The organism is Citrobacter sp. Marseille-Q6884 (assembly GCF_945906775.1).
Taxonomy (GTDB): domain Bacteria; phylum Pseudomonadota; class Gammaproteobacteria; order Enterobacterales; family Enterobacteriaceae; genus Citrobacter.
The window spans coordinates 182,621-208,746 of sequence record NZ_CAMDRE010000002.1; the positions used below are offsets into that span (position 1 = coordinate 182,621).

Annotated in this window: 24 protein-coding genes; 16 read left to right on the forward strand and 8 right to left on the reverse strand. The window is 54.6% G+C overall.

Annotated elements, in window-relative coordinates:
• Window positions 1-76 precede the first annotated feature (76 nt).
• The 4 genes from N7268_RS15905 to N7268_RS15920 all read left to right on the forward strand — a co-directional run bounded on the left by N7268_RS15905 (window position 77) and on the right by N7268_RS15920 (window position 6,934).
• A complete protein-coding gene (locus N7268_RS15905; protein WP_260863662.1) occupies window positions 77-3,343 on the forward strand; it encodes a DUF5107 domain-containing protein in 3,267 nt (1,088 codons plus the stop codon).
• 72 nt (window positions 3,344-3,415) lie between these two features.
• A complete protein-coding gene (locus N7268_RS15910; RefSeq protein WP_260863663.1) occupies window positions 3,416-4,855 on the forward strand; it encodes a sugar porter family MFS transporter in 1,440 nt (479 codons plus the stop codon).
• Window positions 4,855-5,697, forward strand: a complete 843-nt coding sequence (locus N7268_RS15915) for an aldose 1-epimerase (protein ID WP_260863664.1) — start codon at window positions 4,855-4,857, stop codon at window positions 5,695-5,697. The genes N7268_RS15910 and N7268_RS15915 overlap by 1 nt, the downstream gene beginning before the upstream one ends.
• 88 nt (window positions 5,698-5,785) lie before the next feature.
• Window positions 5,786-6,934, forward strand: coding sequence for a 3-phenylpropionate MFS transporter (locus N7268_RS15920; protein WP_198903319.1), 1,149 nt, complete (start codon window positions 5,786-5,788; stop codon window positions 6,932-6,934).
• On the opposite strand, the gene csiE is transcribed toward N7268_RS15920, so the two are convergent.
• The 7 genes from csiE to N7268_RS15955 all read right to left on the reverse strand — a co-directional run bounded on the left by csiE (window position 6,929) and on the right by N7268_RS15955 (window position 15,238).
• On the reverse strand, window positions 6,929-8,206 hold the full coding sequence (csiE, locus tag N7268_RS15925; RefSeq protein WP_260863665.1) for a stationary phase inducible protein CsiE: 1,278 nt from the start codon (window positions 8,204-8,206) through the stop codon (window positions 6,929-6,931). The genes N7268_RS15920 and csiE overlap by 6 nt on opposite strands.
• A 242-nt stretch (window positions 8,207-8,448) precedes the next feature.
• Window positions 8,449-9,054, reverse strand: coding sequence for an SIS domain-containing protein (locus N7268_RS15930; RefSeq protein ID WP_260863666.1), 606 nt, complete (start codon window positions 9,052-9,054; stop codon window positions 8,449-8,451).
• Window positions 9,051-10,688: an FGGY-family carbohydrate kinase gene (locus N7268_RS15935; RefSeq protein WP_260863667.1), complete on the reverse strand. Its 1,638-nt coding sequence runs from the start codon at window positions 10,686-10,688 to the stop codon at window positions 9,051-9,053. The genes N7268_RS15930 and N7268_RS15935 overlap by 4 nt, the downstream gene beginning before the upstream one ends.
• A 17-nt stretch (window positions 10,689-10,705) precedes the next feature.
• Window positions 10,706-11,659 (reverse strand): ABC transporter permease, encoded by a 954-nt coding sequence (locus tag N7268_RS15940; RefSeq protein WP_260863668.1) that lies wholly within the window; start codon window positions 11,657-11,659, stop codon window positions 10,706-10,708.
• 1 nt (window position 11,660) lies between these two features.
• Window positions 11,661-12,650: an ABC transporter permease gene (locus N7268_RS15945; protein WP_198903324.1), complete on the reverse strand. Its 990-nt coding sequence runs from the start codon at window positions 12,648-12,650 to the stop codon at window positions 11,661-11,663.
• On the reverse strand, window positions 12,643-14,151 hold the full coding sequence (locus N7268_RS15950) for a sugar ABC transporter ATP-binding protein (RefSeq protein WP_260863669.1): 1,509 nt from the start codon (window positions 14,149-14,151) through the stop codon (window positions 12,643-12,645). Before N7268_RS15950 ends, N7268_RS15945 begins: the two co-directional genes overlap by 8 nt.
• A 103-nt stretch (window positions 14,152-14,254) precedes the next feature.
• Window positions 14,255-15,238: an autoinducer 2 ABC transporter substrate-binding protein gene (locus tag N7268_RS15955; protein WP_260863670.1), complete on the reverse strand. Its 984-nt coding sequence runs from the start codon at window positions 15,236-15,238 to the stop codon at window positions 14,255-14,257.
• Window positions 15,239-15,654: 416 nt separating this feature from the next.
• On the opposite strand from N7268_RS15955, the gene N7268_RS15960 reads away from it, so the two are divergent.
• Entirely contained in the window at window positions 15,655-16,293 is a 639-nt protein-coding gene (locus tag N7268_RS15960) for a DUF1007 family protein (RefSeq protein WP_260863671.1), read from the forward strand.
• Window positions 16,284-17,264, forward strand: a complete 981-nt coding sequence (locus N7268_RS15965) for a nickel/cobalt transporter (protein WP_260863672.1) — start codon at window positions 16,284-16,286, stop codon at window positions 17,262-17,264. Before N7268_RS15960 ends, N7268_RS15965 begins: the two co-directional genes overlap by 10 nt.
• A 56-nt stretch (window positions 17,265-17,320) precedes the next feature.
• On the opposite strand, the gene suhB is transcribed toward N7268_RS15965, so the two are convergent.
• The gene (gene suhB / locus N7268_RS15970) at window positions 17,321-18,124 is read right to left on the reverse strand and encodes an inositol-1-monophosphatase (RefSeq protein ID WP_032939467.1); all 804 of its coding nucleotides are present in this window, start codon (window positions 18,122-18,124) and stop codon (window positions 17,321-17,323) included.
• Window positions 18,125-18,242: 118 nt separating this feature from the next.
• Between suhB and trmJ the strand changes: the two genes are divergently transcribed.
• The 10 genes from trmJ (at window position 18,243) to pepB (ending at window position 26,105) form a co-directional block, all read left to right on the forward strand.
• A complete protein-coding gene (trmJ, locus tag N7268_RS15975; RefSeq protein ID WP_198903329.1) occupies window positions 18,243-18,974 on the forward strand; it encodes a tRNA (cytosine(32)/uridine(32)-2'-O)-methyltransferase TrmJ in 732 nt (243 codons plus the stop codon).
• 183 nt (window positions 18,975-19,157) lie between these two features.
• The gene (gene iscR / locus N7268_RS15980) at window positions 19,158-19,649 is read left to right on the forward strand and encodes a Fe-S cluster assembly transcriptional regulator IscR (protein ID WP_003037674.1); all 492 of its coding nucleotides are present in this window, start codon (window positions 19,158-19,160) and stop codon (window positions 19,647-19,649) included.
• Between the two features lie 112 nt (window positions 19,650-19,761).
• On the forward strand, window positions 19,762-20,976 hold the full coding sequence (gene iscS / locus N7268_RS15985) for a cysteine desulfurase (protein WP_198903330.1): 1,215 nt from the start codon (window positions 19,762-19,764) through the stop codon (window positions 20,974-20,976).
• A 23-nt stretch (window positions 20,977-20,999) separates the two neighbouring features.
• Window positions 21,000-21,386 carry a Fe-S cluster assembly scaffold IscU gene (iscU, locus tag N7268_RS15990; RefSeq protein ID WP_132726084.1) on the forward strand — a complete coding sequence of 129 codons (387 nt, stop codon included), beginning with the start codon at window positions 21,000-21,002 and terminating at the stop codon, window positions 21,384-21,386.
• Window positions 21,387-21,406: 20 nt separating this feature from the next.
• Window positions 21,407-21,730 carry an iron-sulfur cluster assembly protein IscA gene (iscA, locus tag N7268_RS15995; RefSeq protein ID WP_003835203.1) on the forward strand — a complete coding sequence of 108 codons (324 nt, stop codon included), beginning with the start codon at window positions 21,407-21,409 and terminating at the stop codon, window positions 21,728-21,730.
• 108 nt (window positions 21,731-21,838) lie between these two features.
• Window positions 21,839-22,354, forward strand: coding sequence for a co-chaperone HscB (gene hscB, locus N7268_RS16000; RefSeq protein ID WP_260863673.1), 516 nt, complete (start codon window positions 21,839-21,841; stop codon window positions 22,352-22,354).
• Window positions 22,355-22,368: 14 nt separating this feature from the next.
• Window positions 22,369-24,219, forward strand: coding sequence for a Fe-S protein assembly chaperone HscA (gene hscA / locus N7268_RS16005; protein ID WP_260863674.1), 1,851 nt, complete (start codon window positions 22,369-22,371; stop codon window positions 24,217-24,219).
• Between the two features lies 1 nt (window position 24,220).
• On the forward strand, window positions 24,221-24,556 hold the full coding sequence (gene fdx, locus N7268_RS16010; protein WP_003037690.1) for an ISC system 2Fe-2S type ferredoxin: 336 nt from the start codon (window positions 24,221-24,223) through the stop codon (window positions 24,554-24,556).
• Between the two features lie 11 nt (window positions 24,557-24,567).
• Window positions 24,568-24,768, forward strand: coding sequence for a Fe-S cluster assembly protein IscX (iscX, locus tag N7268_RS16015; protein ID WP_260863675.1), 201 nt, complete (start codon window positions 24,568-24,570; stop codon window positions 24,766-24,768).
• A gap of 53 nt (window positions 24,769-24,821) precedes the next feature.
• Complete coding sequence (gene pepB, locus N7268_RS16020; RefSeq protein ID WP_198903334.1) at window positions 24,822-26,105, forward strand: aminopeptidase PepB; 1,284 nt, start codon at window positions 24,822-24,824, stop codon at window positions 26,103-26,105.
• Window positions 26,106-26,126: the final 21 nt, after the last annotated feature.

The window sequence follows — 26,126 nt, forward strand, 5'->3', positions numbered from 1 at the left end:
CATTTTAACGCCACTTATCTGCCGCAGAATAGCATCAGGTTGAATTTTTACTTTTGTTTATTGAGTGGAGAGCGGCATGTACGGTTCAGTTAAGGTCTGGCAGGAAACTATCACACTCCCAACGTGGACTGCAGGTGAGGAAGACGCTAACCCAATGTTTCTGGAGAAACGGGTTTATCAGGGGTCGTCAGGTGCGGTGTATCCCTATGGCGTGATTGATACGCTGACCGGTAAACGGGAAATGCGCGATTACCAGGCGGTGTGGATGGAGAACGACTTCATTCGCATTATGCTGTTGCCGGAGTTAGGCGGGCGTATTCATCGTGCGTATGACAAAGTGAAGCAACGCGACTTTGTTTACTACAACGAAGTGGTAAAGCCTGCGCTGGTCGGCTTGCTCGGTCCCTGGATCTCCGGTGGCATCGAATTTAACTGGCCGCAGCACCATCGCCCAACCACCTTTATGCCGGTCGATTTTACGCAGCAGCAGGGTGAGCAGGGAGAATACACCGTGTGGATGGGTGAGGTTGAACCCATGCGCGGTTTGCAGGTGATGACCGGATTCACGCTTTACCCGGATCGTGCCCTGATTGAGATCACCGGAAAAGTGTTTAACGGCAATGCCACACCGCGCCACTTTTTATGGTGGGCGAATCCGGCGGTGAAGGGTGGCGATGATCACCAGAGCGTTTTCCCACCGGATGTGACCGCTGTTTTTGACCATGGTAAGCGTGACGTGTCTGCGTTTCCGATCGCCACAGGCACTTACTATAAAGTGGATTACTCGGCTGGCGTGGATATCTCACGTTACAAAAACGTCCCGGTTCCGACCTCCTATATGGCGGAAAAATCAGACTATGATTTTGTCGGCGCGTGGCATCACGGGGAACGCGGTGGACTGCTGCATGTTGCCGATCACCACGTTTCGCCGGGGAAAAAACAGTGGACATGGGGTTACGGTGATTTTGGTGTCGCCTGGGATCGCAACCTTACCGATGAGAACGGCCCGTATATCGAACTGATGACTGGCGTTTTCACCGATAACCAACCTGACTTTACCTGGCTTGCGCCCTACGAAGAGAAAGTCTTCGTGCAAAACTTCCTGCCCTACAGCGAACTCGGTATGGTGCAAAACGCCAGTACGCAGCTTGCGCTACGCCTGGTGCGTGAAGGCAGCCAGCTCTCTGTTGGCGTTTATGCCATTGCGCCGCTGCGGGATGTGCAGGTCACGCTTTCTGCTGAAGATAAACCGTTCTACGAAAATACGCTCACCCTTGAGCCAGGCCAAAGCTGGCTGGCTGATGTGTCCGATAACGGTCACGCCCGGGTGACGATGACCGTTACTGGTGCTGACGGTACGTCGCTACTGCAGTACGAAGAGCATATTGCACAAGAGTTACCGCTGCCGAAGGCGGCTGTCGCCCCTGCGCAGCCCGAGGCATTATCCAATACCGATGAGCTCTATTTTATTGGGCAGCATCTGGAGCAGTACAACCACGCCAGCCGTTACGCGGAAGATTACTACCGCCGCGCGCTGGAGATAGATCCGCAGGATTATCGCAATAATGTGGCGTTGGGGACGCTGGCACTAAACCGCGCGGACTGGACGCTGGCGGAACATTGCGCGGTTAAGGCGCTGGAGCGGGCGCATAAGCTCAATAAGAATCCGCGTGATGGCGAGGCGAGTATGCTGCTGGCCACCGCACAGGAACGCCAGGGCGACGATGACAGCGCCTGGGACAATTACTATAAGGCCAGCTGGAGCGGTAACTGCCGTGATGCAGCTTTCTGGTCGTTGGCTCGTCTGGCAATGAAACGTCAGGACTATGCCGGCGCGCTGGAAAAGGTAGAGCAAAGCCTGCGTTTTAACGGCAGTAATAACCTCGCCATGGGGCTGAAAGCGCTGGCGCTGGCAAAACTGAATCGCCGTGCCCAGGCGCTGGAATACATCAGCCAGCAGCTCGTGGATTATCCGCTGAGTTATACCCTGCACTATGCCCGCTGGGCTATCTGTCAGGATGACGCCTCCGCACAGGCGCTGATCGCGATTACCGGTCGACGTGGCACAAATGCCTGCGAACTGGCGGGTTGGCTGACCGCGTTGGGGCAGTCGGATGCAGCCCGTGATGTGCTGACTCTGCTCGACAGCCAGGAAACGTTGCCGATGCTGTGGCGGGCATCGCTGGATGATCATCCGCAGCTGTATATCGCGCGTGCCCGTGAGTGTCTGCAAAACCGCGTACGCTTCCCCAATACGCTCGATGAAGTGCAAATGCTGCAAAAGCTGGAACAGAGTGCGTTTGCCCGCTACTTACTGGGCTGTTTCTGGTACAGCAAACGGCGTTATGACGAGGCGGTGTCTTGCTGGCAATTTACCCTTGAGCAGGAGCCGGGTTTTGCTCCGGTGCATCGCTTACTGGGCATTTACGCCTGGAACAAACAGCATGACGCGGCGCTGGCGGGGCGTTACCTGTCGCAGGCTGTCGCGCTGGAGCCACAAAACGCACGCTTCCTGTTTGAACTCGACTATCTCAATAAGTTGATGGCGCAACCGGCTGAGCAGCGTCTGGCAAGGCTTGAGGCCAACAAAGAGGTGGTCTTCCATCGTGATGATCTGACGGTGGAACTGCTGAGTCTGTGGAACGGTCTGGGTCACTATGACGCCGCCGCTGCGGTACTGAACACACGCGTGTTTCATCCCTGGGAAGGCGGCGAGGGTAAAGCGACCGGGCAATATCTGCTCAATCAACAGCATCGGGCGCTGGCGGCGATTCAGGCGGGCGACCTGCAATCGGCCATCGCCTTGTTACAACAGGCGCTGCTCTACCCGCAGAACCTGGGGGAAGGGCGTTTACCTGGCCAGACGGATAACGATATCTGGTACCTGCTTGGCTATTGCGCACAGCAGCAAGGATACATCGAGGAAGCCCGGCAATATTTTGTGCGAGCGACTCGCGGCGGGAGTTCACTTGATGCCGGGCGTTATTACAACGACCAGCCGGTGGATTATCTCTTCTGGCAAGGCATGGCATTGAGAACGCTGGGTGATAACGCGCAAGCGGACAACCTGTTCCACAGTTTCATGCAATGGGTGGAGTCGCAACACGATAAGGTCCCGGATGTCGATTTCTTTGCGGTATCGCTGCCCGACCTGGTGGTGCTGGATACCTCCGCGCAAGCGAAACATCAGCAGCATTGTCTGTTCATCAAGGCGCTTGGAGAGTTGGGACTGGGTAACCAGCCAGCCTGCCAGCATACCCTTGATGAACTTCTGAAACTCAATCCGGCGCATGACAAGGCATTACTGCTGCGTCACGCCATCAACGTAATGCTTTTCCAGTAATACCCTGACCAGGTGGGGGCGACCCCACCTGAAACCTTCTGTTCCCTGCGTTTCCCTGAAAGAGGAATCATAATGAATAATACGCAGACACATTTAAAGATTGGCTATGTCTGGACTATCTGCCTGGTTGCGGCCTGCGGTGGTCTGCTGTTTGGCTACGACTGGGTGGTGATTGGCGGGGCAAAACCCTTCTATGAAGCTTATTTTTCGATTACCGATCCGGCGCAATCTGGCTGGGCAATGAGTTCCGCGCTGGTGGGCTGTATCTTTGGTGCGCTGGTTTCCGGTTGGTGTGCTGATAAGTTTGGCCGCAAAATGCCGCTTATTCTCTCCGCGATCCTCTTCAGCGCTTCGGCGCTGGGAACTGCCGTGGCCAGCAATTTCGATATGTTTATTCTCTATCGTATTGTCGGTGGTGTGGGGATCGGTCTGGCCTCTGCGCTGAGTCCCCTGTATATCGCCGAGGTGAGTCCGGCTGAAAAGCGCGGTCGCTTTGTGGCGGTTAACCAGCTGACGATCGTTATTGGTGTCCTGGCCGCGCAACTGATCAACCTGATGATCGCTGAACCGGTTGCAACGGGCGCCACACAGCAGGCGATCGTGGAAAGCTGGAACGGGCAGATGGGATGGCGCTGGATGTTTGGAGCGGAGTTAGTGCCTGCGGTGGTCTTTCTGGTCCTGATGTTCTTTGTGCCTGAATCTCCTCGCTGGTTGGTGAAAGCGGGGAAAGTCGAGCGGGCGCGTGCCATGCTGCAACGCGTTGGCTCTGCGGAATATGCCGGACAAACCCTGAAAGAGATCGAATATACGCTGCAAAAAGATACCCATAAGGTCGCGTGGTCAACGCTGCTGCAACCCCAGATCAAACCGATCGTCATTATTGGTATGGTGCTTGCCGTATTCCAACAGTGGTGTGGGATCAACGTTATCTTTAACTATGCGCAGGAGATCTTTGCTTCCGCCGGGTTCGACATTAACGGAACGCTAAAATCTATCGTCGCAACGGGCATCATTAATCTGGTCTTTACCCTTGCCGCGCTGCCATTGGTGGACAAAATTGGTCGTCGTAAGCTCATGCTGTTCGGGGCGTCAGGACTGACGGTCATCTATGTGCTGATTGCCGGGGCGTACGGATTAGGTATTCTGGGGTGGCCTGTGTTGGTACTGGTGCTGGCCGCGATTGCGATTTATGCCCTGACACTCGCGCCGGTCACCTGGGTACTGCTGTCCGAAATTTTCCCTAACCGCGTGCGCGGGCTGGCGATGTCCTTAGGCACACTGGCGCTGTGGATTGCTTGCTTCCTGCTGACTTACACCTTCCCGCTGCTGAATGCGAGCCTCGGTGCCTCCGGGAGTTTCCTGCTGTACGGCATTATTTGTGCGCTGGGCTACGTGTATGTTCTGCGTAATGTACCGGAAACCAAAGGCGTCACGCTGGAAGCGCTGGAGGAACAACTGGCCGCGCAGCATAGCAAAACCAGCGCTTCTGCTCAGCCACGAAGCGCGCGCTAATGAACGGTCAGCTGACACTACAAAACGCACATCTGAGGATGTGCGTTGACCCTCAGGGCGGTACGCTGCTGAGCCTGGTTTCGTTACAACATCAACGAACCATTTTACGTGAAGGGCAGGGAAAACAACCGGGCGATTGCGGCTTATTTCCCATGCTGCCCGTTGCTAATCGGGTGGCGGGAAATCGTTTTATGTTGCGCGGCGACGAAGTGGTATTGCCCCAACACGAGGCCGATGAGTTTTTCTTTTTGCATGGCGACGGTTGGCTGAAACGCTGGGAAGTTGTTACGGTTAGCGAGAGCCAGTGCTTGCTGCGACTGCGCAGTCGGCATGCATGCGGCTACGACTATACGGCGGAACTTGGCTATCAGTTGCGACAGAATGAACTTCACGCCTCGCTCACGATAACCCATTGCGGTGAAAAAGCGATGTTGTATGGCTGCGGGTTTCATCCCTTTTTTGCCTTTGATGCCCACAGTACGGTGCAGTTTTCTGCTGGCGGATACTGGCCGGAGGGCGATCTGCATTTACCTTTACCGTGGCAGAGTGATATTCCGCCCTATGCGGATTTTACCTGCGCACAGTATGGGGAGGATGCCTGGCTAAATGTCGGGTATTCCGGCTGGAGCGGACAGGCGGTTATCCGTAATGATGTGATGACGGTCACGCTTTTAGCGCAAACTCCCTGGCTGATGCTGTTCAGAATGTCGGGTGACGAGTTCCTTTGTCTGGAGCCGCAGACGCATCCGGTGAATGCCCACAACCTGCAGGGGCAGCCGGGGTTGCAGGTTTTAGCCAAAGGCGAACAGTGTCATTTCGCGATGCAAATTCGCGTAGAGTAGGGCAAAAATCATGTTATCTGCCTGTTAATACTCCCTTGCGCCAGCCCGTGTTTATCGCCAGACTATCGCCACCAAACGGGAGGGAATCATGGTTTTGCATTCCACGCGCTGGCTGGCGCTCGGTTATTTCACCTACTTTTTTAGCTACGGTATTTTTCTGCCTTTCTGGAGCGTGTGGTTCAAGGGGCTGGGCCTGACGCCGGAAACCATTGGTTTGCTGCTGGGGGCAGGGCTGATCGCACGTTTTCTTGGCAGTTTGCTGATTGCTCCGCGCGTGAGCGATCCCTCTCGTCTGATTTCCGCTTTACGTATCCTGGCACTGTTGACGCTGGTGTTTGCCCTGGCATTTTGGGCCGGAACGAATGTGGCCTGGCTGATGGTGGTGATGGTCGGCTTTAACCTCTTTTTCTCACCGCTGGTGCCGTTAACCGATGCGCTGGCCAATACCTGGCAAAAGCAAATCACCATGGATTATGGTCGGGTGCGTTTGTGGGGGTCGGTGGCCTTTGTGATCGGCTCTGCGCTAACCGGAAAGCTGATTAGCCTTTATGACTATCGGGTGATCCTCGTGCTGTTAACGCTGGGGGTCGCTTCGATGCTGCTGGGCATGATGATCCGCCCGAGTGTGCAACCTGCGGGTGAAAACCGTCAGCAGGAGAGCGCTGGATGGCCTGCCTGGCGTGGACTGATTACGCAGAGCTGGCGTTTTCTCGCCTGCGTTAGCCTGCTGCAAGGGGCGCATGCTGCCTATTACGGTTTCAGCGCCATTTACTGGCAGTCAGCGGGGTATTCCGCATCGGCCGTCGGCTATTTATGGTCGCTGGGCGTCGTTGCCGAAGTGATTATTTTTGCGTTAAGCCACAAGTTGTTCCGACGTTTCAGCGCGCGCGATCTGCTGCTGCTTTCGGCTGTCTGCGGCGTTGTTCGCTGGGGACTGATGGGCTGGAGCACCGAACTGCCGTGGCTTATCGTGGTGCAAATTCTGCATTGCGGGACCTTTACCGTCTGCCATCTGGCCGCCATGCGTTATATCGCTGCGCGCCAGGGAAGCGAAGTGATTCGCTTACAGGCCGTCTATTCGGCCATCGCGATGGGGGGCAGCATTGCCATCATGACCGTGTTTGCGGGTTTCCTGTATCAGCATTTGGGCAGCGGCGTATTCTGGGTGATGGCGTTGGTTGCGCTCCCGGCAATGGCTTTACGGCCGAAAGTGGTCGCGCAAACGCCGGCGTTATGATTCCAGTATTTTGCGGATCTGCTGTTGCTGATGAGGCGTAAGCGCCAGATCGGCATGAATCAGCGGTGGTGAAAACAGCGGCAGCGGCGTGGTGTATGGCGTGATAATCAGCGCCACACCACGCGGCGAACCCTGTTTCTGAAAGTCCTGCATCGGCATATGTTTGACATTCAGCGGCAGCAAAGTCAGCTCGCGTAGCTGTTGTTCTATATGGGCTTCGAGTCGTTCATTATTGCCCGTCAGCAGAATAATTTGCTTCTCGTGCAAATCCTTTTCCTGCATCAGCCATGCGCCGAAAATCACCGCGACCAGCCCGGTTTCTTCCTCTGAAAATTGCACCTCGTATTCTGCTTCGAATCCGTGCAACGACTCGCGCGTGGTGCGTACCAGGCGCGGATACAGTTTGCTGAACTCCTCCGGCAGGGTGTTATCGATACCAATAGCAAACACGCTACGGTTCAGCGCCTGAGCAAGATGCACATACAACTGATCGTTCAGCCCTTGTTCATCGCTGAAGCGAACGTTGCCGTACTCGCGAAAACGTAGCACCAGGCGGGCGATAGCCAGACGCAGACGACGATCCTGTTGGTGGTTATCGCGAAGGGGGTCTGGAATACGGATCATCGAAAACAGCAGCGCCATAAACAGCGACTCGCTAAGCGGTGCCGTCTGCATAACGCGACGTTGCCAGTGACGACCGATTTCTTCGGCGAGCGGATACTCAGCGCAGGATTGCGCCCAGCGCTGCTGCAGCGGATTAAACTCCGGGGCGATCCCCGCATGGTGCTGCAGCAGGCAATACTGTAAAAACAGCCGCAGGAACTGGACGTCACGACATTCAAACGGTTTCTGTAATCGCCGGGAACAGAGATTGATCAGCGCGTGCAGATTGGTGTCGTCATACAGCGTGCGCGCAATACCTTGTTGTTTCAGCTCTGTTTTTAATGCCGGTGTAAACTGATGGGTGATAAACGTCGGGCATAACCGCAGGCCACGCCGGAGCCAATGCAACAGACACAGGCGTTGATTCAGCGATGCTCCTTCGATCCGATAGCCACCGTTCTGAGCGGAGATAATGGTGAGCCGGTGATAGCGCTGGATTTCAAGGTCTGCGCCAATGATATCCTCGCGGACAACATTGTCATCCACGCCATTGAGCGCACTGAACGTCTGCGCTGTGGCGCTTTGCCCTGGCAGAAAAAGCGTCAGCAGCACCTGGCAGCGGCGTTGGGGAGCGGAAAGTACAGATGGCGGGGCAAGCGTTGACATCATCTGTAAGGTCTCCCGAAAGTATGTTTGATAAGAATAGCTAAAGTTTGCTCATAGAAATGGAGAATGGAATGCTTTACGCCAGGAATATTGGCGGATGTCACAGAATTTTTAACCCGAGGAACGATGAGCGGTAGTTAAACGCAGCGCGATAACCCACTTTTTCACTGTTTTATCTGCTGTTTAAACGACAAAAACCCCGCCAGCGGATGACGGGGTTGGGAAATAAAGCAGAACTACGTGGTTTAGATTTTTTGCTGCTGACTGAGTGTTAATCCCACATCACCGCCAGGATGGACTGCCAGCAGGGTCTCCTTTGAGTAGCCGCTTTCGCTCATCAGGCAGGCGCAGGCGGCGTCAAAGATTGCCAGTACCAGCATAATTGACGTGGTTGCCAGCATGTTTAGCGGATCGGCTTCGCGCTGTACGCCGGTGGAAATGACCAGACGCGACGCTTTCGCGATGGCTGAATTCGCATTTTCAGTGACGCTCAGGATCGGCACCTTTCTCGCGGTCAGTCCGGGCAGTAGGCGGGTGAGTTCATCTGAATTGCCTCCGCGCGACAGCATGATAACCAGATCGTCGGCACGTAAAAAACCCAGATCGCCATGTGCGGCATCGGTGGCGTTGAGGTAAATCGCCGGACGCTCCACGCAGGCAAGCATATGTGCCACTTTACGTGCGGCAATACCGGAAGTACCCACGCCAGTGACCACGATTTTTCCCGTGCAATCGCGCAGTTCCGCCATCAGTGACAGCCAGCGTTGCGCCGTCAGATGCTCGCTCAGTCCTGCGAGAGCATCGCTGTAGAGTTGCCATACGCCGCTGGCCTGAGACCAGGAATCACTCATGCATCCTCCTGCATCAGTTGGCGGTACTTCATGTGGTCCTGATACATCTCGTGGAACACCCGATATTTGCGATCGTAGTACTGCTTAATACGGTTGGTTTGCGGAGTAACCGTTTTACCAATCCGGCTCATTGCCGACATCGCTTCCGGGAGGGTGTCAAACACGCCTGCCGCGATGGTTCCCATCATCGCACCGCCCAGCAGCATGGCTTCGCTCTCTTCCGGCAGCAACATCGCGCAGCCGGTGGCGTTGGCATGTTCCTGAACGAAGATCGGGTTTTTCGTGCCGCCGCCGCTGGCCATAATCGTATCAATGGTGTAACCGCTTTGGTTCATCGTCTCGATAATATGACGAGTCCCCAGGGCAATGGCCTGGATAGTCGCCAGATACTGCAACGCCATGTCTTCCGGCGTGCGGGACAGCTTCAGTCCGGTGATAGCACCGGTGAGCGTCGGATTGGCGCGCGGGGAACGGTTACCGTGGAAATAAGGCAGAATGTGCATGTCACGGGTCAGGAACGCGATATCTTCCGGTTCGCCGGCCATTTTGCGCAGCAGCGTATTCAGCACTTCGTAAATCGTTTGCCCCTGAGACTTTGCCTGTGCCAGCAGCGTTTCATAGCACGGATGCGACTGAATCACGTGGTCGATGAGCGCCCCCGTTGCCGACTGTCCGCCTTCGTTGAGCCAGTATTCCGGCAGAACGGCAGAGTAGTATGGGCCCCAGATGCCGCCGATAAAACGCGGCTCTTTAGAAATTGCCATATGCCCGGTAGAGGTGCCGCCGATCAGCGCCACACGACGGTCGAAATCCGCCACCTCGCCGGAAACGCCGCAGGCGCCAAGCGTACCCAGGGTACCGGCGTGGGCATCGATAATGGATACGCTGACGGCGGTTCCCGGAATTAACCCCATTTCGCTGGCGGCACGTGCTGACAGGCCATGTCCGAGTGGCTCGCCCATGGTTTTCACGTAGCGGCCAATTTTAGCGGCATCATGCTCCAGCAGATCTTCCAGCCCAATCTGGCGGAAATAGCTGGCATCCCATTTGTCTTCATGGCCCATGTAGGTCCATTTACACACTGTCGAACACAAGGAACGCGTGTCATCGCCTGTTGCGCGCCAGGTCAGGAAGTCAGGCAGATCAAAGTAGTAGCCTGCATTGGCCCAGGTGTTGGGCATATGCTGTTTCAGCCACAGCAGTTTTGGCGTCTGCATTTCCGGCGAGATAATCCCACCGACATAGTCCAGCACCCGATGGTGTAGCGCGTTAATGCGCTCGGCCTGGGTAATGGCGCGGTGATCCATCCACACAATAATGTTCTGTTCGCTGCGTCCGGAGGGGCTGATGGTCAGCGGTTTACCCTCTTTATCCAGCACCACCAGTGAACAGGTTGCATCAAAACCCAGACCTTTCACCTGAATCGGGTTGATATCTGACTGGTTGATGGCGTCGCGAACCGCGTTACACACTGCCTGCCAGATGTTATCGGAGGACTGCTCAACAAAATCGGCTTGCGGGCGGTAAATCTCGATGGCCCGACTGGCCTGACCGACCATTCTGCCGTTAAGATCAAATACGCCTGCCCGGGCGCTTCCGGTTCCGACATCCACACCAATAAAGTAACTTGCCATAATTTTTTCTCCTGAAATCAGGCTTTACGATTCTGTAATGCGATAAAGAGGATCAGCACCGCGCCCCACAGCGCCATCGTCAGATAGCTACTGACCCCCAGCAAGTTAAGGCCGCTTTCCAGCATTTGCAGCACGATCAGCGCCAGCACCAGGCCGATAATGCGACCGAAGCCGCCATCCGGGTTGATGCCGCCGAGTACGGAAGCAAGGATGGTTACCAGCAGGTAGGATTCGCCGTATCCGGCTTTCGCCGAGTTGAATTTCGCCATCATCAGAATGGCGGCTACCCAGCCGAGCAGAGCCGAAATGACGTATACGGAAATCTGTACCCGAACAGTATTCACGCCGCTGTAGCGGGTTGCCTGTTCATTGGAACCGACGAGATACAGGCTGCGCCCCAATGTGGTGTGTTCGAGCAGTACCCACAGCAGGATCGCCACGAGGAAAAAGAGCAGCAGCGCGACCGGAATCCCGGCAATCGTCGCGTTACCGAGATACTGAATCGCCGCCGGGAAGCCGGAAATGACCGTCCCGTTGGAGAGCAGAATATTCAGCCCGGAGATAAGCGTCATGGTGCCGAGTGTGGCGAGAATAGGCGACACGCCGACCCAGGCGATCAGCGCGCCGTTCAGGGTGCCGATGGCAACCGCCACGGCCGCTCCCGCCAGCAGTGCCAGCACCAGAAACAGCGGATTGTCCGGATGGGTAACGATAACTGCCGCCATCACCAGCGAGCAGGCGTTCGCCCCGGCAATAATCGACAGGTTAATGCCGCCGGTCAGCATGGTCATGCCCATTCCCAGGGCCAGCATGCCGAGGATCGGTAACTGCGAACCGATGGACTGAAAGTTTGCGACGCTGAAAAAACGGCTGCCGAGCAGGGCCGAGAAGACCAGCGCGACGACGATAATAATGACGCATTGCAGACGAATAATGGCATCACCGGGTAAGAATCTGGCGATTGTTTTCATCTCAAAGCTCCCTTGCCAGTTTGCGTTTTTCGTTCCAGGCCGTGGCGCTGATGCTGACCAGGATAATGGCGCCGCTGAACACGGTGTGCCAGTAAGAGGAGACGCTCAGTAGCGTCAGGCCGTTTTGTAAGAAGGCCAGCAGGACAACGCCAAGCAGCGTTCCGGTTAGCGTGCCGCGTCCACCGCTCATGCTGGTTCCCCCGAGAACCACAGCAGCCAGCACTGTCAGCTCAAAACCAAGCAGTGAATTGGGGGCCACCGATTGGGTGATTTGTGCCTGCACCACGGCGGCTACACCCGCCAAAATGCCCATATAGCCATACACATAGAAATGCAATTTCAGCAGGTTCAACCCCAGACGCGAGGCCGCATCACGGTTGCCGCCCATGGCGTAAACCTGGCGGCCAAGACGGGTATAGTTCATCAGCACGGCAGTAAAAATGATTACTGCGGCCAGACACAGAAGGGGCAGCGTCAAACCGTAGTCATAGCCGTCCGCCGCGGTGAACGAGAACCAGTTGATGCCGTTCATAAACCAGTCCGGGAAGCCATACAGCCATGTGCCCTTGGTGGCGTAAACCAGCAGACCGTAGTAAACGTTCAGCGTGGCGATGGTAATGATGATCGCCGGGACGCGCAGCCAGTAGACCAGAAAACCGTTGATGAGCCCGAGCAGCAGACCCACCGCAACGGCAATCGCCAGCGCCAGTGCGAAGTTACCGCCGTGGCCGATAACCCAACTGGCCATCGCGTATTGGGCAATGGCGGTCATGGCCGGGAAAGAGATGTCGATCCCACCAGAAATCAGTACCACAAACAGACCGCAGGCCAGGATGCCAAGAATCGCGTAGCTGGTGGCGACATCCGTCAGGTTCCCCAGTGAGAGAAACTCATCGGTACTGATGCTCAGTCCGACGGCAAGCGCCACGACCAGCAGCCCCAGCCAGAACTCATGTTGCCCGATCAAACGGGATAAACGCAGACTATTCATTGATGACCTCGACCACTTCAGCAATCTCCTCTTCACGACAGTGATGAGGGTTAAATTCCGCTACCAGCTTGCCGCGACGCATCACCAGCACGCGATGGCTGTTGTAATACGCTTCCGGAATTTCATCGCAAATCATCAGCACCGCCATTCCCTGTTCCGCCAGATCGCGGGCGATCTGATAAATGCCTTCTTTGTTAGCGATGTCCACGCCAACGGTAGGTGAGTCGAGGATCAGGATGCGCGGATTGGTCGCCACCCATTTAGCAATGGCGATACGCTGGGCATTCCCGCCGGAAAGTGTTTTGACCGGCAGATGCGGATCGGAGACTTTAATGTTCAGCTCGCGGATCAGGTCAGCGACAAGCGTTTGCGCCTTGCGGTGATCGAGCAGGCCGCTACGGGTATGGAGTTGGTCAAACACCGTCACGATGGTGTTGTCGTAGATCGACTGCTCCATGATAAGCCCCTGTGTCAGGCGATCTTCAGAGACGTAGCCGATCCCATGTTTAATGGCATCGTGGTTGTTGCGAAGCTGGACCGGCTGGCCATTAATACGGATTTCACCGCTTTCCGGGTGCGTCATGCCGAACAGGCTCAGACAGAGCTCGGTACGTCCGGCGCCGAGCAGGCCGACAATGGAAACTATCTCGCCGCCGTGCAGCGACAGATTAATGTTCTGGTATTTACCCCGACGGCTGAGATTGCGCAGCTCAAGCAGTGGCTCTTGCTCAATCGCGGGTCTTTCCGGCAGTGGGCTGTAGTGGAAACGTTGTCCGGTCATCAGGAAGGCCAGCTCGTGGCTGTCCAGTTCGCTGGCAGGATAAGTCCCCACCAGTTTGCCGTCGCGCATCACGCTGATGCGGTCCGCCACTTCCATCACTTCATCAAGACGATGGCTGACAAAGACCACGCAAATCCCGGCGGCTTTCAGTTCGTTGACCACCCGCAGCAGGCCGTTAACTTCCTGGCGGGTCAGAGAGGCCGTGGGTTCGTCCATGATGACTAACCGGGCATCGGCGGCGATTGCCCGACAAATCGCGACCAGTTGTCGGTCGGCAATCGAGAGTTTTTCGACTTTTTTATCCGGGTCGATGTTCACACCGATGCGCTGCATGGCCGCCAGAGCCTGCTGCTTCATGGCTCCACGCCTTACCCAGATATCGCCGCCTGGCAGATAACGGTTAACCGCGATGTTTTCCGCGACGCTAAAATTGGGAAACAACGACAGATCCTGATAAATAACCTGAATACCATAGTGGGAAGAGAGCTGCGGCGTCAGGTGATGGAACAATTTACCGTCGAGTAAAATTTGTGCGCCTTTCTCAGGGCTATAAACCCCGGAGATCACTTTAATAATGGTGCTTTTACCACAGCCGTTCTGACCCGCCAGACAGTGAACTTCACCTTTTTTCAGCGTCAAATTCACCTTATCCAGCGCCAGCACGCCCGGGAATTGTTTGCTGATATTCTCAAGAGTGATAAATGCGGTGGTGTCTGTCATGGACAATACCCCTGCGAGCGTCCGGGGGGACGCTGAGTGTTAGTTTGGTCGATAGCGCCGACCAGACGGTCGGCGTTAGGGTTCCCTGGTGTTGGCTAAGGCCTTAGAAACCGAGTGATTGTGCGTTGTCTTTGGTGACTTCGAGGATCTTGTTAAAGCGGATCACTTTCTTCTCCGTGTCGATATCGGCTTTCCCTAAACCATCGATACTCAAATCGGCGTTGACTTCTTTACCCTGCAACAGCTGATCGGCAACCGTTACCAGTGCGTAGCCCGCGTCTTTCGGATCCCACAGCAGCGCTTTTTTGATGTCGCCACGCATCAGGTAAGGTGCGGCCTGCGCTGGCATCGCGATCCCGACGACGGCGATCTTATCTTTGGCGCGTTTTTTCTGTACGGCCTGGCCTGCACCGATAGGACCCAGTGAGCCGAAACCGATAATCCCTTTCATCTGCGGGTAAGTTTTCATCAGATCCAGCGTGGTGGCATAGGACTTATCGATGCTTTCCGCGACGGGCAGACGGGAGGTGACTTCGAACATCTCTGGATATTTTTCTTTCTGATACTTAATCGCAAAATCCGCCCACGCGTTATGCAACGGCACGGTCAGCGAACCGACATAGATAGCGTAGCCCCCTTTGCCGCCCATATTTTTCGCCAGCTCATCAACGTTGGCCTGCGCGTATTTTTCACTATCAATCGTTTCGATATCCCACTGGCCGATTTGCTCGTCCGGGGATTCGTGCGTCAGGACCACGATGCCTTTATCACGTGCTTTTTTCAGTACGGGTTCAAGGACTTTGGCATCGTTAGGAACCACAATGATCGCATTAACGTTCTTAGCGATCAGATCCTCAATCACTTTGACCTGCTGGGCCGGATCCGGCGTTGACGGACCGGTCTGGTAAGCATTGACATCGAGTTTTTTTGCTGCTTCATTCACGCCGGTTTCCATTCGGTTAAACCAGGGAATACCGGTGACTTTGGCAACCACAGCAATTTCATATTTTTCCGCCGCAAACGACGTGCCGGACAACATGCATGCAGAAACCAGGGTTGCACTGAGTAATGCGAGTTTGAATTTCATAGTTGTACCTTTAGTAGGGGGCAGGGCATGTTACGGCGTGAAGTTAACAACGAATGGAAGAGGGAATGAATCATAAGTTTGAAGAATGTGATGCATGCCCATTATTGTTATTTTATGGATAATTAATGGTTAATTTTTAGTTAAAATTGATGGGTTTTGAATTATTTGTCATCTTTGTGATGTTAATGAATCATTATATTTAAACCAATAATTAACATTAATGCATCATTTGGCGTAAATTGAAGCAACGAAACGTCGTTTTTTCGGTTACGGGAAAATAAGAAATTGTCGAAATTGAGAACTGAATCGATACCGGAAAAGGGTGCTCAACATTTTTCCGTTCGATGATATGCTCACCACTCTTTCGCCAAAGACGTCATCATTGTGGCGGCTTGTATTTTTACCGTGGAGAACTCATGCAACGCGTTAGACGCCTCGCCGTAACGCTATTTCTCGCTGTCCTGTCCTTTCGTGTCGGCGCGCACCCCCACAGCTTTATTCATCTTAAGACCGAGATCGTGAGTGAGAATAACCAGTTTGTGGCGCTGAAGATGCGCTGGACGATGGACGAAATCACCTCTGCCGATCTGCTGTATGACGCGGGCAATGCAAAACCCGGAGATGAGATCTGGAAAAAACTGGCGGCGGAAGTGATGGCCAACGTGCTCGGACAACACTACTTCACTGAAGTGTGGCATAACGGACAAAAGGTAAAGTTTAAAAATCGCCCGACTGAATATGGCATGGCGCGCGAGGCACACCAGGCCGTACTGACATTCACGTTACCGCTGGCTGAGCCGCAGCCGCTGGCCGGGCAGACCTATATGATTTCCACATTCGATCCTACCTACTATGTGGATATGAGCTACGACAAGGACAGCGATGCCGCGCTGACGCAGGAACTAAGCAAGCAATGCCGAATGAGCGTGCATACGCCCACGCCGAATGAAGATACGCTGAGTTTTGCGCAGTCGTTAGATAAAGAAGATGCGCCGCCGGAGGATATGGATTTGGGTAAACAGTTTGCACAGACGGTGAAGCTGCAATGTCAGTAGTGTATCAACAGCGTACAACGACGCGCCGCTGGCTGATGCTGTGGCCGCTGGCGGTCTTTTTGCTGCTGGCAGCAGGAGGGGCGCTGTGGCTATGGCAGGCCTGGCCGCAGGTGATGGTGAAAAGTATCCTCTGGCAGCGGGACGTTAATCAGCAGATGAGCGGTTTGCTGAAAGCGGTTGCCGACAATCCAACCCGCGCCGGGGGCTCGTTGCTGCTGTTTAGCTTTATTTATGGCGTATTGCATGCGCTGGGGCCGGGGCATGGAAAAATTGTCATTACCACCTGGCTGGCGACGCACCCCTCTAAGCTGAAATCGAGTATCGGACTGACGCTGGCCTCTTCCTTATTACAAGGACTGGTGGCGATTACCTTGGTGGTTGTGGTGCTGACCGTCCTGCAACTGCCTGCACGTCAGTTGCATATGAGCAGTTTCTGGCTGGAAAAAGGCAGCTATGCATTGGTTGGCGTACTGGGCGTTTTGCTGTGCTGGCGGGCATTAAAAAAGTTACGCACGCTGCTGCGCCGACCTAAATTTACTGCCTTTACACCGCATCATGTGCATCATGAGCACTGCGGCTGTGGGCATCAGCATTTACCCGATCCCGAACAGATACAACGCGGCGAAGACTGGCGCGCCCGACTGATGATTATTCTCTCTATGGGAATGCGTCCCTGTTCCGGGGCCATTATGGTGTTGCTGTTCAGTAAAGTGGTTGGCGTATTTAGCTGGGGAATGGCCTCTGCGCTGGCGATGGCAGCAGGCACATCCCTGACCATTACCTCTCTGGCCTTGCTGGTACACAGTTTTCGATCACTGGCCGTGAGACTCAGTGGTCATAAGGCGCCTGTGTTGTGGCGACAGATTGGCTGGACGACGCTGGCTTTAGCGGGGGGCGCAATATTGATTGTTGCTGCTGTGGTGATGTGGATGAGCGCAGTGCCGGTGGGCAGGGGATTAAGACCGTTTTGAACAGTCTCGGTGGTTGTAGGCCCGGTAGACGGTAACGCCACCGGGCTCTGCTGAGATTAACGCTTCAGCGCGTCGCTCAGTTCGTCACGCATATTTGCCAGCATGGCTTTAACAACACGCGGGTTACCTGCAACGATGTTGCCGGTCGCCATGTAGTTATGACCACCGGTAAAGTCGCATACCAGCGCGCCAGCTTCACGAGCGATCAGCTCACCTGCCGCGAAATCCCACGGACGCAGACCAATTTCGAAGTAACCGTCAACGCGAGCGGCGGCAACATAGGCCAGATCCAGCGCGGCGGAGCCGGTGCGGCGGAAGTCAGCACACTCGGTAAACATGTTGCCCAGGATCTTCATATAAGAAGCAGCGTGTTGTTTCGCTTTGAACGGGAAGCCGGTAGCGATGATGGTACCATCCAGATCGCGAGCGGTGCTGCCACGCAGACGATAGCCGTTCAGCTGTGCGCCCTGACCGCGCGTTGCAGTGAACAGTTCGTTACGCATTGGATCGTAAACAACAGCGACTTCAGTACGGCCTTTGATGCGTACTGCGATTGATACCGCGAAGTGCGGCAGACGTTTTACGAAGTTGGTGGTGCCATCCAGTGGATCGATAACCCATTGAACATCCTGATCTTCACCAGCGTGCTCACCGCTTTCTTCGGTGATGATGGTGTGCTGAGGGTAAGATTTGCGGATCGTTTCGATAATAATCGCTTCTGCGGCTTTATCGACGTTGGTCACGAAATCATTGCTGCCTTTCTGGCTGGTTTCTACAGAGTCTGGTGTTTCGTAGTGTTTGGCAATTACATTACCCGCCTTGCGCGCTGCGCGCACGGCGATGGTCAGCATCGGATGCATCGGTCTCTCTCACTGGATGTTAAAGAACGGGAAAACGGCGCAGAGTATAGCAGCGAGTTCGGAATATGTCTTCGTTTTATGATAATATGGGCGAATAATCTTTAGCCGAAGAAATACAATGCTGCAAAATATTCGAATTGTGCTGGTGGAGACCTCTCACACTGGCAATATGGGCTCTGTGGCCCGTGCAATGAAAACCATGGGTTTAACCAATCTGTGGCTGGTGAATCCACTGGTAAAACCGGACTCCCAGGCCATCGCCCTGGCGGCTGGCGCCAGTGATGTGATTGGCAACGCCCAGATCGTGGACACGCTGGATGAAGCGCTGGCGGGTTGCAGTCTGGTGGTGGGGACCAGTGCGCGTTCACGCACTCTGCCGTGGCCGATGCTTGACCCGCGCGAATGTGGTTTAAAAAGCGTCGCCGAAGCGGCGAACACCCCGGTGGCGCTGGTCTTTGGCCGTGAACGTGTGGGGTTGACCAACGATGAGCTGCAGAAATGCCATTATCACGTCGCCATTGCAGCCAACCCGGAATACAGTTCGCTGAACCTGGCGATGGCGGTGCAGGTCATTTCTTATGAAGTGCGCATGGCCTGGCTGGCCACGCAGGAAAGCGGTAAGACCGCTGAATATGAAGAAACGCAGTATCCGCTGGTGGACGATTTAGAACGTTTTTACGGCCATCTGGAACAAACGCTCTTATCGACGGGTTTTATCCGTGAGAACCATCCGGGGCAGGTGATGAACAAACTGCGTCGCTTGTTCACCCGCGCGCGTCCTGAGAGTCAGGAGTTGAATATTTTGCGTGGGATGCTTGCTTCTATTGAGCAGCAGAATAAAGGAAAATAGGTCGGATACGCGAAGCGCCTTCCGGCAGATGAAAACGGCACTGAAGGTTAAATACCTGACTAAATTAGTCAAGTAAATAGTTGACTGATTTAGTCGGGAATGTCAGACTTGCCCCTGCTATGCAATACCCCCATTTTACAATAAAAAACCCCGGGCAGGGGCGAGTTTGAGGCTAAGTAAGACATGAGACTGACATCTAAAGGGCGTTACGCCGTGACCGCAATGTTGGACGTTGCGCTCAACTCCGAAACGGGCCCGGTACCCTTGGCTGATATTTCTGAACGTCAGGGTATTTCCCTGTCATATCTGGAGCAGCTGTTTTCTCGTTTGCGTAAAAACGGTCTGGTTTCCAGCGTACGTGGACCAGGCGGCGGATATCTACTGGGTAAAGATGCAGGCAGCATCGCAGTAGGTGAAGTGATTAGCGCTGTTGACGAGTCTGTAGATGCGACGCGTTGCCAGGGCAAAGGCGGGTGTCAGGGCGGCGATAAGTGCCTGACCCATGCGCTGTGGCGTGATTTGAGCGACCGTCTGACCGGTTTCCTCAACAACATTACGTTGGGCGAACTGGTGAATAACCAGGAAGTTCTGGATGTGTCCGGTCGCCAGCACACGCATGACGCTCCACGCACAAACCGTGCACAAGACGCGATCGACGTTAAGTTACGCGCTTAATAATAGTATTTCAGAATCAGGCCGGGGTGTTGGACGCCCCGTTAACTCGGTCGTACATCCAGCCGGTTGCCTGGTTCCTTGCATTGAAGCGATGTACGGAGTTTATAGAGCAATGAAATTACCGATCTATCTCGACTACTCCGCAACCACGCCGGTGGACCCGCGTGTTGCCGAGAAAATGATGCAGTTTTTGACCCTGGACGGAACCTTTGGTAACCCGGCCTCTCGTTCACACCGTTTCGGCTGGCAAGCAGAAGAAGCGGTAGATATCGCCCGTAACCAGATTGCTGACCTGGTCGGTGCCGATCCGCGTGAAATCGTCTTTACTTCTGGTGCGACGGAATCCGACAACCTGGCGATTAAAGGTGCTGCCAACTTTTATCAGAAAAAAGGCAAGCACATCATCACCAGCAAAACCGAACACAAAGCCGTGCTGGATACCTGCCGTCAGCTGGAGCGCGAAGGGTTTGAAGTGACTTACCTCGCCCCGCAGCGCAACGGTATTATCGATCTGAAAGAACTCGAAGCAGCGATGCGTGATGACACCATCCTGGTTTCCATCATGCACGTGAACAACGAAATCGGTGTGGTTCAGGATATCGCGACTATCGGTGAAATGTGCCGTGCGCGCGGCATCATCTATCACGTTGATGCGACCCAGAGCGTAGGCAAACTGCCTATCGATCTGAGCCAACTGAAAGTCGATCTGATGTCCTTCTCCGGCCACAAAATCTATGGCCCGAAAGGTATCGGCGCACTGTACGTTCGTCGTAAGCCGCGTATTCGTATTGAAGCGCAGATGCACGGCGGCGGTCACGAGCGCGGCATGCGTTCTGGCACTCTGCCTGTTCACCAGATCGTCGGCATGGGTGAAGCGTACCGTATCGCGAAAGAAGAGATGGAAACCGAGATGGCGCGTCTGCGCGGTCTGCGTAACCGTCTGTGGAACGGCGTGAAAGATATGGAAGAGGTGTACCTTAACGGTGACCTCGAGCAGGGCGCACCGAACATCCTCAACGTCAGCTTCAACTTTGTTGAAGGCGAGTCGCTGATTATGGCGCTGAAAGACCTGGCTGTATCCTCCGGCTCTGCATGTACTTCTGCAAGCCTGGAACCCTCCTACGTACTGCGTGCGCTGGGGATGACCGACGAGCTGGCACACAGCTCAATCCGTTTCTCTTTAGGTCGTTTTACTACCGAAGAAGAGATTGACTACACCATCAATCTGGTTCGCAACTCCATTGGCCGTCTGCGCGATCTTTCTCCACTGTGGGAAATGTTCAAACAGGGCGTGGATCTGAACAGCATTGAATGGTCACATCACTAATCGGTAGATAAGGAGAATTCTTCATGGCTTACAGCGAAAAAGTAATCGATCACTACGAGAATCCACGTAACGTGGGCTCGTTCGATAACAGCGACGAGAACGTGGGCAGCGGCATGGTGGGTGCACCGGCTTGTGGCGACGTAATGAAGTTGCAGATTAAGGTCAACAATGACGGTATCATTGAAGACGCGCGTTTCAAGACCTACGGCTGCGGTTCCGCTATTGCCTCCAGTTCTCTGGTTACCGAATGGGTGAAAGGGAAATCGCTGGACGAAGCACAAGCGATTAAAAACACCGATATCGCCGATGAGCTTGAACTGCCACCAGTGAAGATTCACTGTTCTATCCTGGCTGAAGACGCGATTAAAGCCGCGATTGCGGATTACAAAAGCAAACGTGAAGCAAAATAATTAAGAATTGAGGTTTTATTATGTCGATTACCCTTAGCGACAGTGCAGCAGCGCGAGTAAATACCTTCCTGGCAAACCGCGGTAAAGGGTTTGGTCTGCGTCTGGGCGTGAGAACCTCCGGCTGCTCAGGTATGGCCTATGTACTGGAATTTGTTGACGAGCCGGCGGCTGAAGATACCGTGTTTGAAGACAAAGGCGTCAAAGTCGTGATCGACGGTAAAAGCCTGCAATTTCTGGACGGTACGCAGTTAGATTTCGTCAAAGAAGGTTTGAACGAAGGGTTTAAGTTCACTAACCCGAACGTGAAAGACGAATGTGGATGTGGCGAAAGCTTCCACGTGTAACGCGCTTACCGATAACCCCACCGTGGTCGCCTGCGCGTGGGGTTTGTTTTACCTGACTCTCTGGTTTTGCCACATCGAACAACAGAGAATCGATGCCCTGAGAATGTTATGGACTACTTCACCCTCTTTGGCTTACCGGCCCGTTATCAGCTCGATACTCAGGCGCTGAGCCTACGTTTTCAGGATCTACAACGTCAGTATCATCCTGATAAATTCGCCAGTGGTTCCCAGGCGGAACAACTTGCTGCTGTTTCGCAGTCCGCCACGATCAACCAGGCCTGGCAAACGCTGCGTCATCCCTTGATGCGCGCCGAATACTTACTGTCTTTACATGGCTTTGATATCCGAAGCGAACAGCACACCGTGCGCGATACCGCATTCCTGATGGAACAACTGGAACTGCGGGAAGAGCTGGATGAAATTGAACAGGCAAAAGACAGTGCACGTCTGGATGCATTGATGAAACGCATCGACGAAATGTACAACGTTCGTCATCAACTGATGGTGGAACAGCTCAATAGCGAGGCGTGGGACGTCGCGGCGGATACCGTGCGTAAACTGCGATTTCTCGATAAACTGCGAAGCAGTGCAGAACAACTCGAAGAAAAACTGCTCGATTTTTAATTTCGGAAGCGAAAATGGCCTTATTACAAATTAGTGAGCCTGGTCTGAGTGCCGCGCCGCACCAGCGCCGTCTGGCGGTCGGTATCGATTTAGGCACCACCAACTCCCTGGTCGCGACCGTACGTAGCGGCCAGGCCGAAACGCTGGCTGACCATGAAGGTCGCCACCTGTTGCCGTCAGTGGTTCACTATCAGCAGCAGGGCTACTCGGTCGGTTACGATGCGCGCGCGAATGCCGCGCAGGATACAGCAAACACCGTCAGTTCGGTAAAACGCATGATGGGCCGCTCACTGGCGGATATCCAGACGCGTTACCCGCACCTGCCTTATACGTTCCAGGCGAGCGAAAACGGCCTGCCGATGATTGAAACCGCTGCCGGTTTGCTTAATCCGGTACGTGTTTCTGCCGACATTCTGAAAGCGCTGGCTGCGCGGGCAACGGAAGCACTGGCTGGCGAACTGGACGGCGTGGTGATTACCGTTCCGGCCTATTTTGATGACGCACAACGTCAAGGCACGAAAGATGCTGCGCGTCTGGCGGGTCTGCACGTGTTGCGTTTGCTGAACGAACCCACCGCAGCGGCTATCGCCTATGGCCTGGATTCCGGTCAGGAAGGTGTGATTGCGGTCTATGACCTCGGCGGCGGTACATTTGATATTTCTATTCTGCGCCTGAGCCGTGGTGTATTTGAAGTGCTGGCAACGGGCGGGGATTCCGCACTCGGTGGCGATGACTTCGACCACCTGCTGGCCGATTACATTCGCGAGCAGGCGGGTGTTGCCGATCGCAGCGACAACCGTGTGCAGCGCGAACTGCTCGATGCGGCTATCGCCGCAAAAATTGCGCTCAGCGATGCCGAGACTGTGGCGGTTAGCGTCGCCGGTTGGCAGGGTGAAATCACCCGTGACACCTTCAATGATCTCATTTCCCCGCTGGTTAAGCGCACATTACTGGCTTGTCGCCGTGCATTGAAAGATGCGGGTGTCGACGCGCAGGAAGTACTGGAAGTAGTGATGGTCGGTGGTTCAACGCGCGTACCGTTGGTGCGTGAACGCGTCGGTGAATTCTTTGGCCGTACGCCGTTGACGGCTATCGACCCTGACAAAGTGGTCGCCATTGGTGCGGCTATCCAGGCGGATATTCTGGTCGGTAATAAGCCGGACAGCGAAATGTTGCTGCTGGACGTTATCCCGCTGTCCCTGGGGCTGGAAACCATGGGCGGTCTGGTAGAAAAAGTTATCCCGCGTAATACCACCATTCCGGTGGCTCGCGCACAGGACTTCACCACCTTCAAAGATGGTCAAACGGCGATGTCCATCCACGTGATGCAGGGCGAACGTGAACTGGTTCAGGATTGCCGCTCGCTGGCGCGTTTTGCACTGCGTGGCATCCCGGCGTTACCGGCGGGTGGGGCGCATATCCGCGTGACCTTCCAGGTCGATGCTGATGGGCTGCTGAGCGTAACCGCCATGGAGAAATCCACCGGCGTTGAATCCTCCATCCAGGTCAAACCGTCCTACGGTCTGACGGACAGCGAAATTGCCTCCATGATTCAGGATTCGATGAGTTTTGCCGAGCAGGATGTCAAAGCTCGCATGCTGGCAGAACAGAAAGTCGAAGCTGCGCGTGTACTGGAAAGCTTATCCGGTGCACTCGCTGCTGATGCCGCGCTGTTAAGCGCCGCAGAGCGTCAGGACATCGACACCGCCGCCGCGCATTTGAGCGAGGTTGCGCAGGGTGATGATGTTGACGCTATCGAACAAGCCATTAAAAACGTAGACAAACAAACCCAGGAATTCGCTGCTCGCCGCATGGACAAATCCGTTCGTAGCGCGCTGAAAGGCCATTCCGTGGACGAGGTTTAATATGCCAAAGATTGTTATTTTGCCTCATCAGGATCTCTGTCCCGATGGCGCAGTTCTGGAAGCTGAGACCGGTGAAACCATTCTCGATGTCGCCCTGCGTAACGGGATCGAGATTGAACACGCCTGTGAAAAATCCTGTGCCTGCACGACCTGTCATTGCATCGTGCGTGAAGGTTTCGACTCTTTGCCGGAAAGCACGGAAGAAGAAGACGATATGCTGGATAAAGCCTGGGGACTGGAGCCGGAGAGCCGTTTAAGCTGTCAGGCACGTGTCACTGAGGACGATTTAGTGGTCGAAATCCCACGTTACACAATCAATCATGCACGTGAGCATTAACAGAGGATAGTATGGGACTGAAGTGGACCGATAGCCGTGAAATCGGCGAAGCGCTGTACGACGCGTTCCCCGATCTCGATCCCAAGACCGTTCGTTTCACCGATCTTCATCAGTGGATCTGCGATCTTGAGGAATTTGATGACGATCCTGCCGCATCCAATGAAAAAATTCTGGAGGCGATTCTGCTAGTCTGGTTAGATGAAGCAGAGTAAGTCACATAACGGGCTGCCAAAAGGCGGCCCGTTTGCTAATAAGGATAAATAAAATGACAGAAGCCATGAAAATTACGCTCTCTACACAGCCTGCTGACGCGCGCTGGGGTGAAAAAGCGACATACAGTATTAATAATGACGGCATTACCCTGCACCTTACAGGTAAAGATGATCTGGGATTGATTCAACGCGCCGCGCGCAAAATTGACGGCCTGGGCATTAAACATGTCCAACTGGACGGAGAAGGCTGGGATACAGACCGCAGTTGGGCATTCTGGCAGGGCTACAAAGGGCCGAAGGGCAGCCGTAAAGTAGAGTGGGCAGCGCTGGACGACGCGCAGAAGCAGGAACTGGATAACCGTCTTAAAATCATTGATTGGGTACGCGATACCATCAATGCTCCGGCAGAAGAACTGGGCCCGGAACAGCTGGCGCAACGTGCGGTCGATCTGCTGTGCGGTGTGGCTTGTGATAATGTTTCTTACCGCATTACCAAAGGTGAAGATCTGCGTGAGCAGAATTATATGGGGCTGCATACCGTAGGCCGTGGTTCTGAGCGTCCGCCAGTATTGTTGGCGCTGGATTACAACCCGACCGGCGATAAAGAAGCGCCGGTTTACGCCTGCCTGGTCGGCAAAGGGATCACCTTTGACTCCGGCGGTTACAGTATCAAACAAAGCGCATTTATGGACTCGATGAAATCCGATATGGGCGGTGCGGCAACGGTGACGGGTGCGCTGGCGTTTGCGATCACACGTGGTTTGAACAAGCGTGTGAAGCTGTATCTGTGCTGTGCGGATAACCTGATTAGCGGTAACGCATTTAAACTGGGCGATATCATTCACTATCGTAACGGCAAAAACGTTGAAGTCATGAATACGGATGCGGAAGGGCGTCTGGTTCTGGCCGATGGTCTGATTGACGCCAGTGCCCAGAAGCCGGAACTGATTATTGATGCCGCTACGCTGACCGGTGCGGCGAAAACCGCATTGGGTAACGATTACCACGCGCTGTTCAGCTTTGATGACGCATTAGCTGCCCGTCTGCTGGCAAGCGCTGCTGAAGAGAATGAACTGTTCTGGCGCTTGCCGCTGGCGGAATTCCACCGTAACCAACTGCCGTCCAATTTTGCAGAGCTGAATAACACCGGCAGTGCCGCTTATCCTGCGGGCGCGAGCACCGCAGCGGGCTTCCTGTCGCACTTTGTGGAAAATTATCAGCAAGGCTGGCTGCACATCGACTGTTCTGCAACCTACCGTAAAGCGCCGGTGGAGCAGTGGTCCGCAGGCGCAACGGGGCTGGGTGTGCGCACCATCGCTAACCTGCTGACCGCGTAATTCATGACTGTATCGCCGGAT

Coding starts and splice junctions, on each gene's coding strand:
- csiE (WP_260863665.1), bottom strand. CDS start 8,206: ATGATGTCAACGCTTGCCCCGCCATCTGTACTTTCCGCTCCCCAACGC.
- pepB (WP_198903334.1), top strand. CDS start 24,822: ATGACAGAAGCCATGAAAATTACGCTCTCTACACAGCCTGCTGACGCG.
- fdx (WP_003037690.1), top strand. CDS start 24,221: ATGCCAAAGATTGTTATTTTGCCTCATCAGGATCTCTGTCCCGATGGC.
- hscA (WP_260863674.1), top strand. CDS start 22,369: ATGGCCTTATTACAAATTAGTGAGCCTGGTCTGAGTGCCGCGCCGCAC.
- trmJ (WP_198903329.1), top strand. CDS start 18,243: ATGCTGCAAAATATTCGAATTGTGCTGGTGGAGACCTCTCACACTGGC.
- N7268_RS15955 (WP_260863670.1), bottom strand. CDS start 15,238: ATGAAATTCAAACTCGCATTACTCAGTGCAACCCTGGTTTCTGCATGC.
- N7268_RS15910 (WP_260863663.1), top strand. CDS start 3,416: ATGAATAATACGCAGACACATTTAAAGATTGGCTATGTCTGGACTATC.
- iscX (WP_260863675.1), top strand. CDS start 24,568: ATGGGACTGAAGTGGACCGATAGCCGTGAAATCGGCGAAGCGCTGTAC.
- N7268_RS15930 (WP_260863666.1), bottom strand. CDS start 9,054: ATGAGTGATTCCTGGTCTCAGGCCAGCGGCGTATGGCAACTCTACAGC.
- iscU (WP_132726084.1), top strand. CDS start 21,000: ATGGCTTACAGCGAAAAAGTAATCGATCACTACGAGAATCCACGTAAC.
- N7268_RS15965 (WP_260863672.1), top strand. CDS start 16,284: ATGTCAGTAGTGTATCAACAGCGTACAACGACGCGCCGCTGGCTGATG.
- suhB (WP_032939467.1), bottom strand. CDS start 18,124: ATGCATCCGATGCTGACCATCGCCGTGCGCGCAGCGCGCAAGGCGGGT.
- N7268_RS15920 (WP_198903319.1), top strand. CDS start 5,786: ATGGTTTTGCATTCCACGCGCTGGCTGGCGCTCGGTTATTTCACCTAC.
- N7268_RS15960 (WP_260863671.1), top strand. CDS start 15,655: ATGCAACGCGTTAGACGCCTCGCCGTAACGCTATTTCTCGCTGTCCTG.
- N7268_RS15935 (WP_260863667.1), bottom strand. CDS start 10,688: ATGGCAAGTTACTTTATTGGTGTGGATGTCGGAACCGGAAGCGCCCGG.
- N7268_RS15945 (WP_198903324.1), bottom strand. CDS start 12,650: ATGAATAGTCTGCGTTTATCCCGTTTGATCGGGCAACATGAGTTCTGG.
- N7268_RS15950 (WP_260863669.1), bottom strand. CDS start 14,151: ATGACAGACACCACCGCATTTATCACTCTTGAGAATATCAGCAAACAA.
- iscA (WP_003835203.1), top strand. CDS start 21,407: ATGTCGATTACCCTTAGCGACAGTGCAGCAGCGCGAGTAAATACCTTC.
- iscS (WP_198903330.1), top strand. CDS start 19,762: ATGAAATTACCGATCTATCTCGACTACTCCGCAACCACGCCGGTGGAC.
- iscR (WP_003037674.1), top strand. CDS start 19,158: ATGAGACTGACATCTAAAGGGCGTTACGCCGTGACCGCAATGTTGGAC.
- N7268_RS15915 (WP_260863664.1), top strand. CDS start 4,855: ATGAACGGTCAGCTGACACTACAAAACGCACATCTGAGGATGTGCGTT.
- hscB (WP_260863673.1), top strand. CDS start 21,839: ATGGACTACTTCACCCTCTTTGGCTTACCGGCCCGTTATCAGCTCGAT.
- N7268_RS15905 (WP_260863662.1), top strand. CDS start 77: ATGTACGGTTCAGTTAAGGTCTGGCAGGAAACTATCACACTCCCAACG.
- N7268_RS15940 (WP_260863668.1), bottom strand. CDS start 11,659: ATGAAAACAATCGCCAGATTCTTACCCGGTGATGCCATTATTCGTCTG.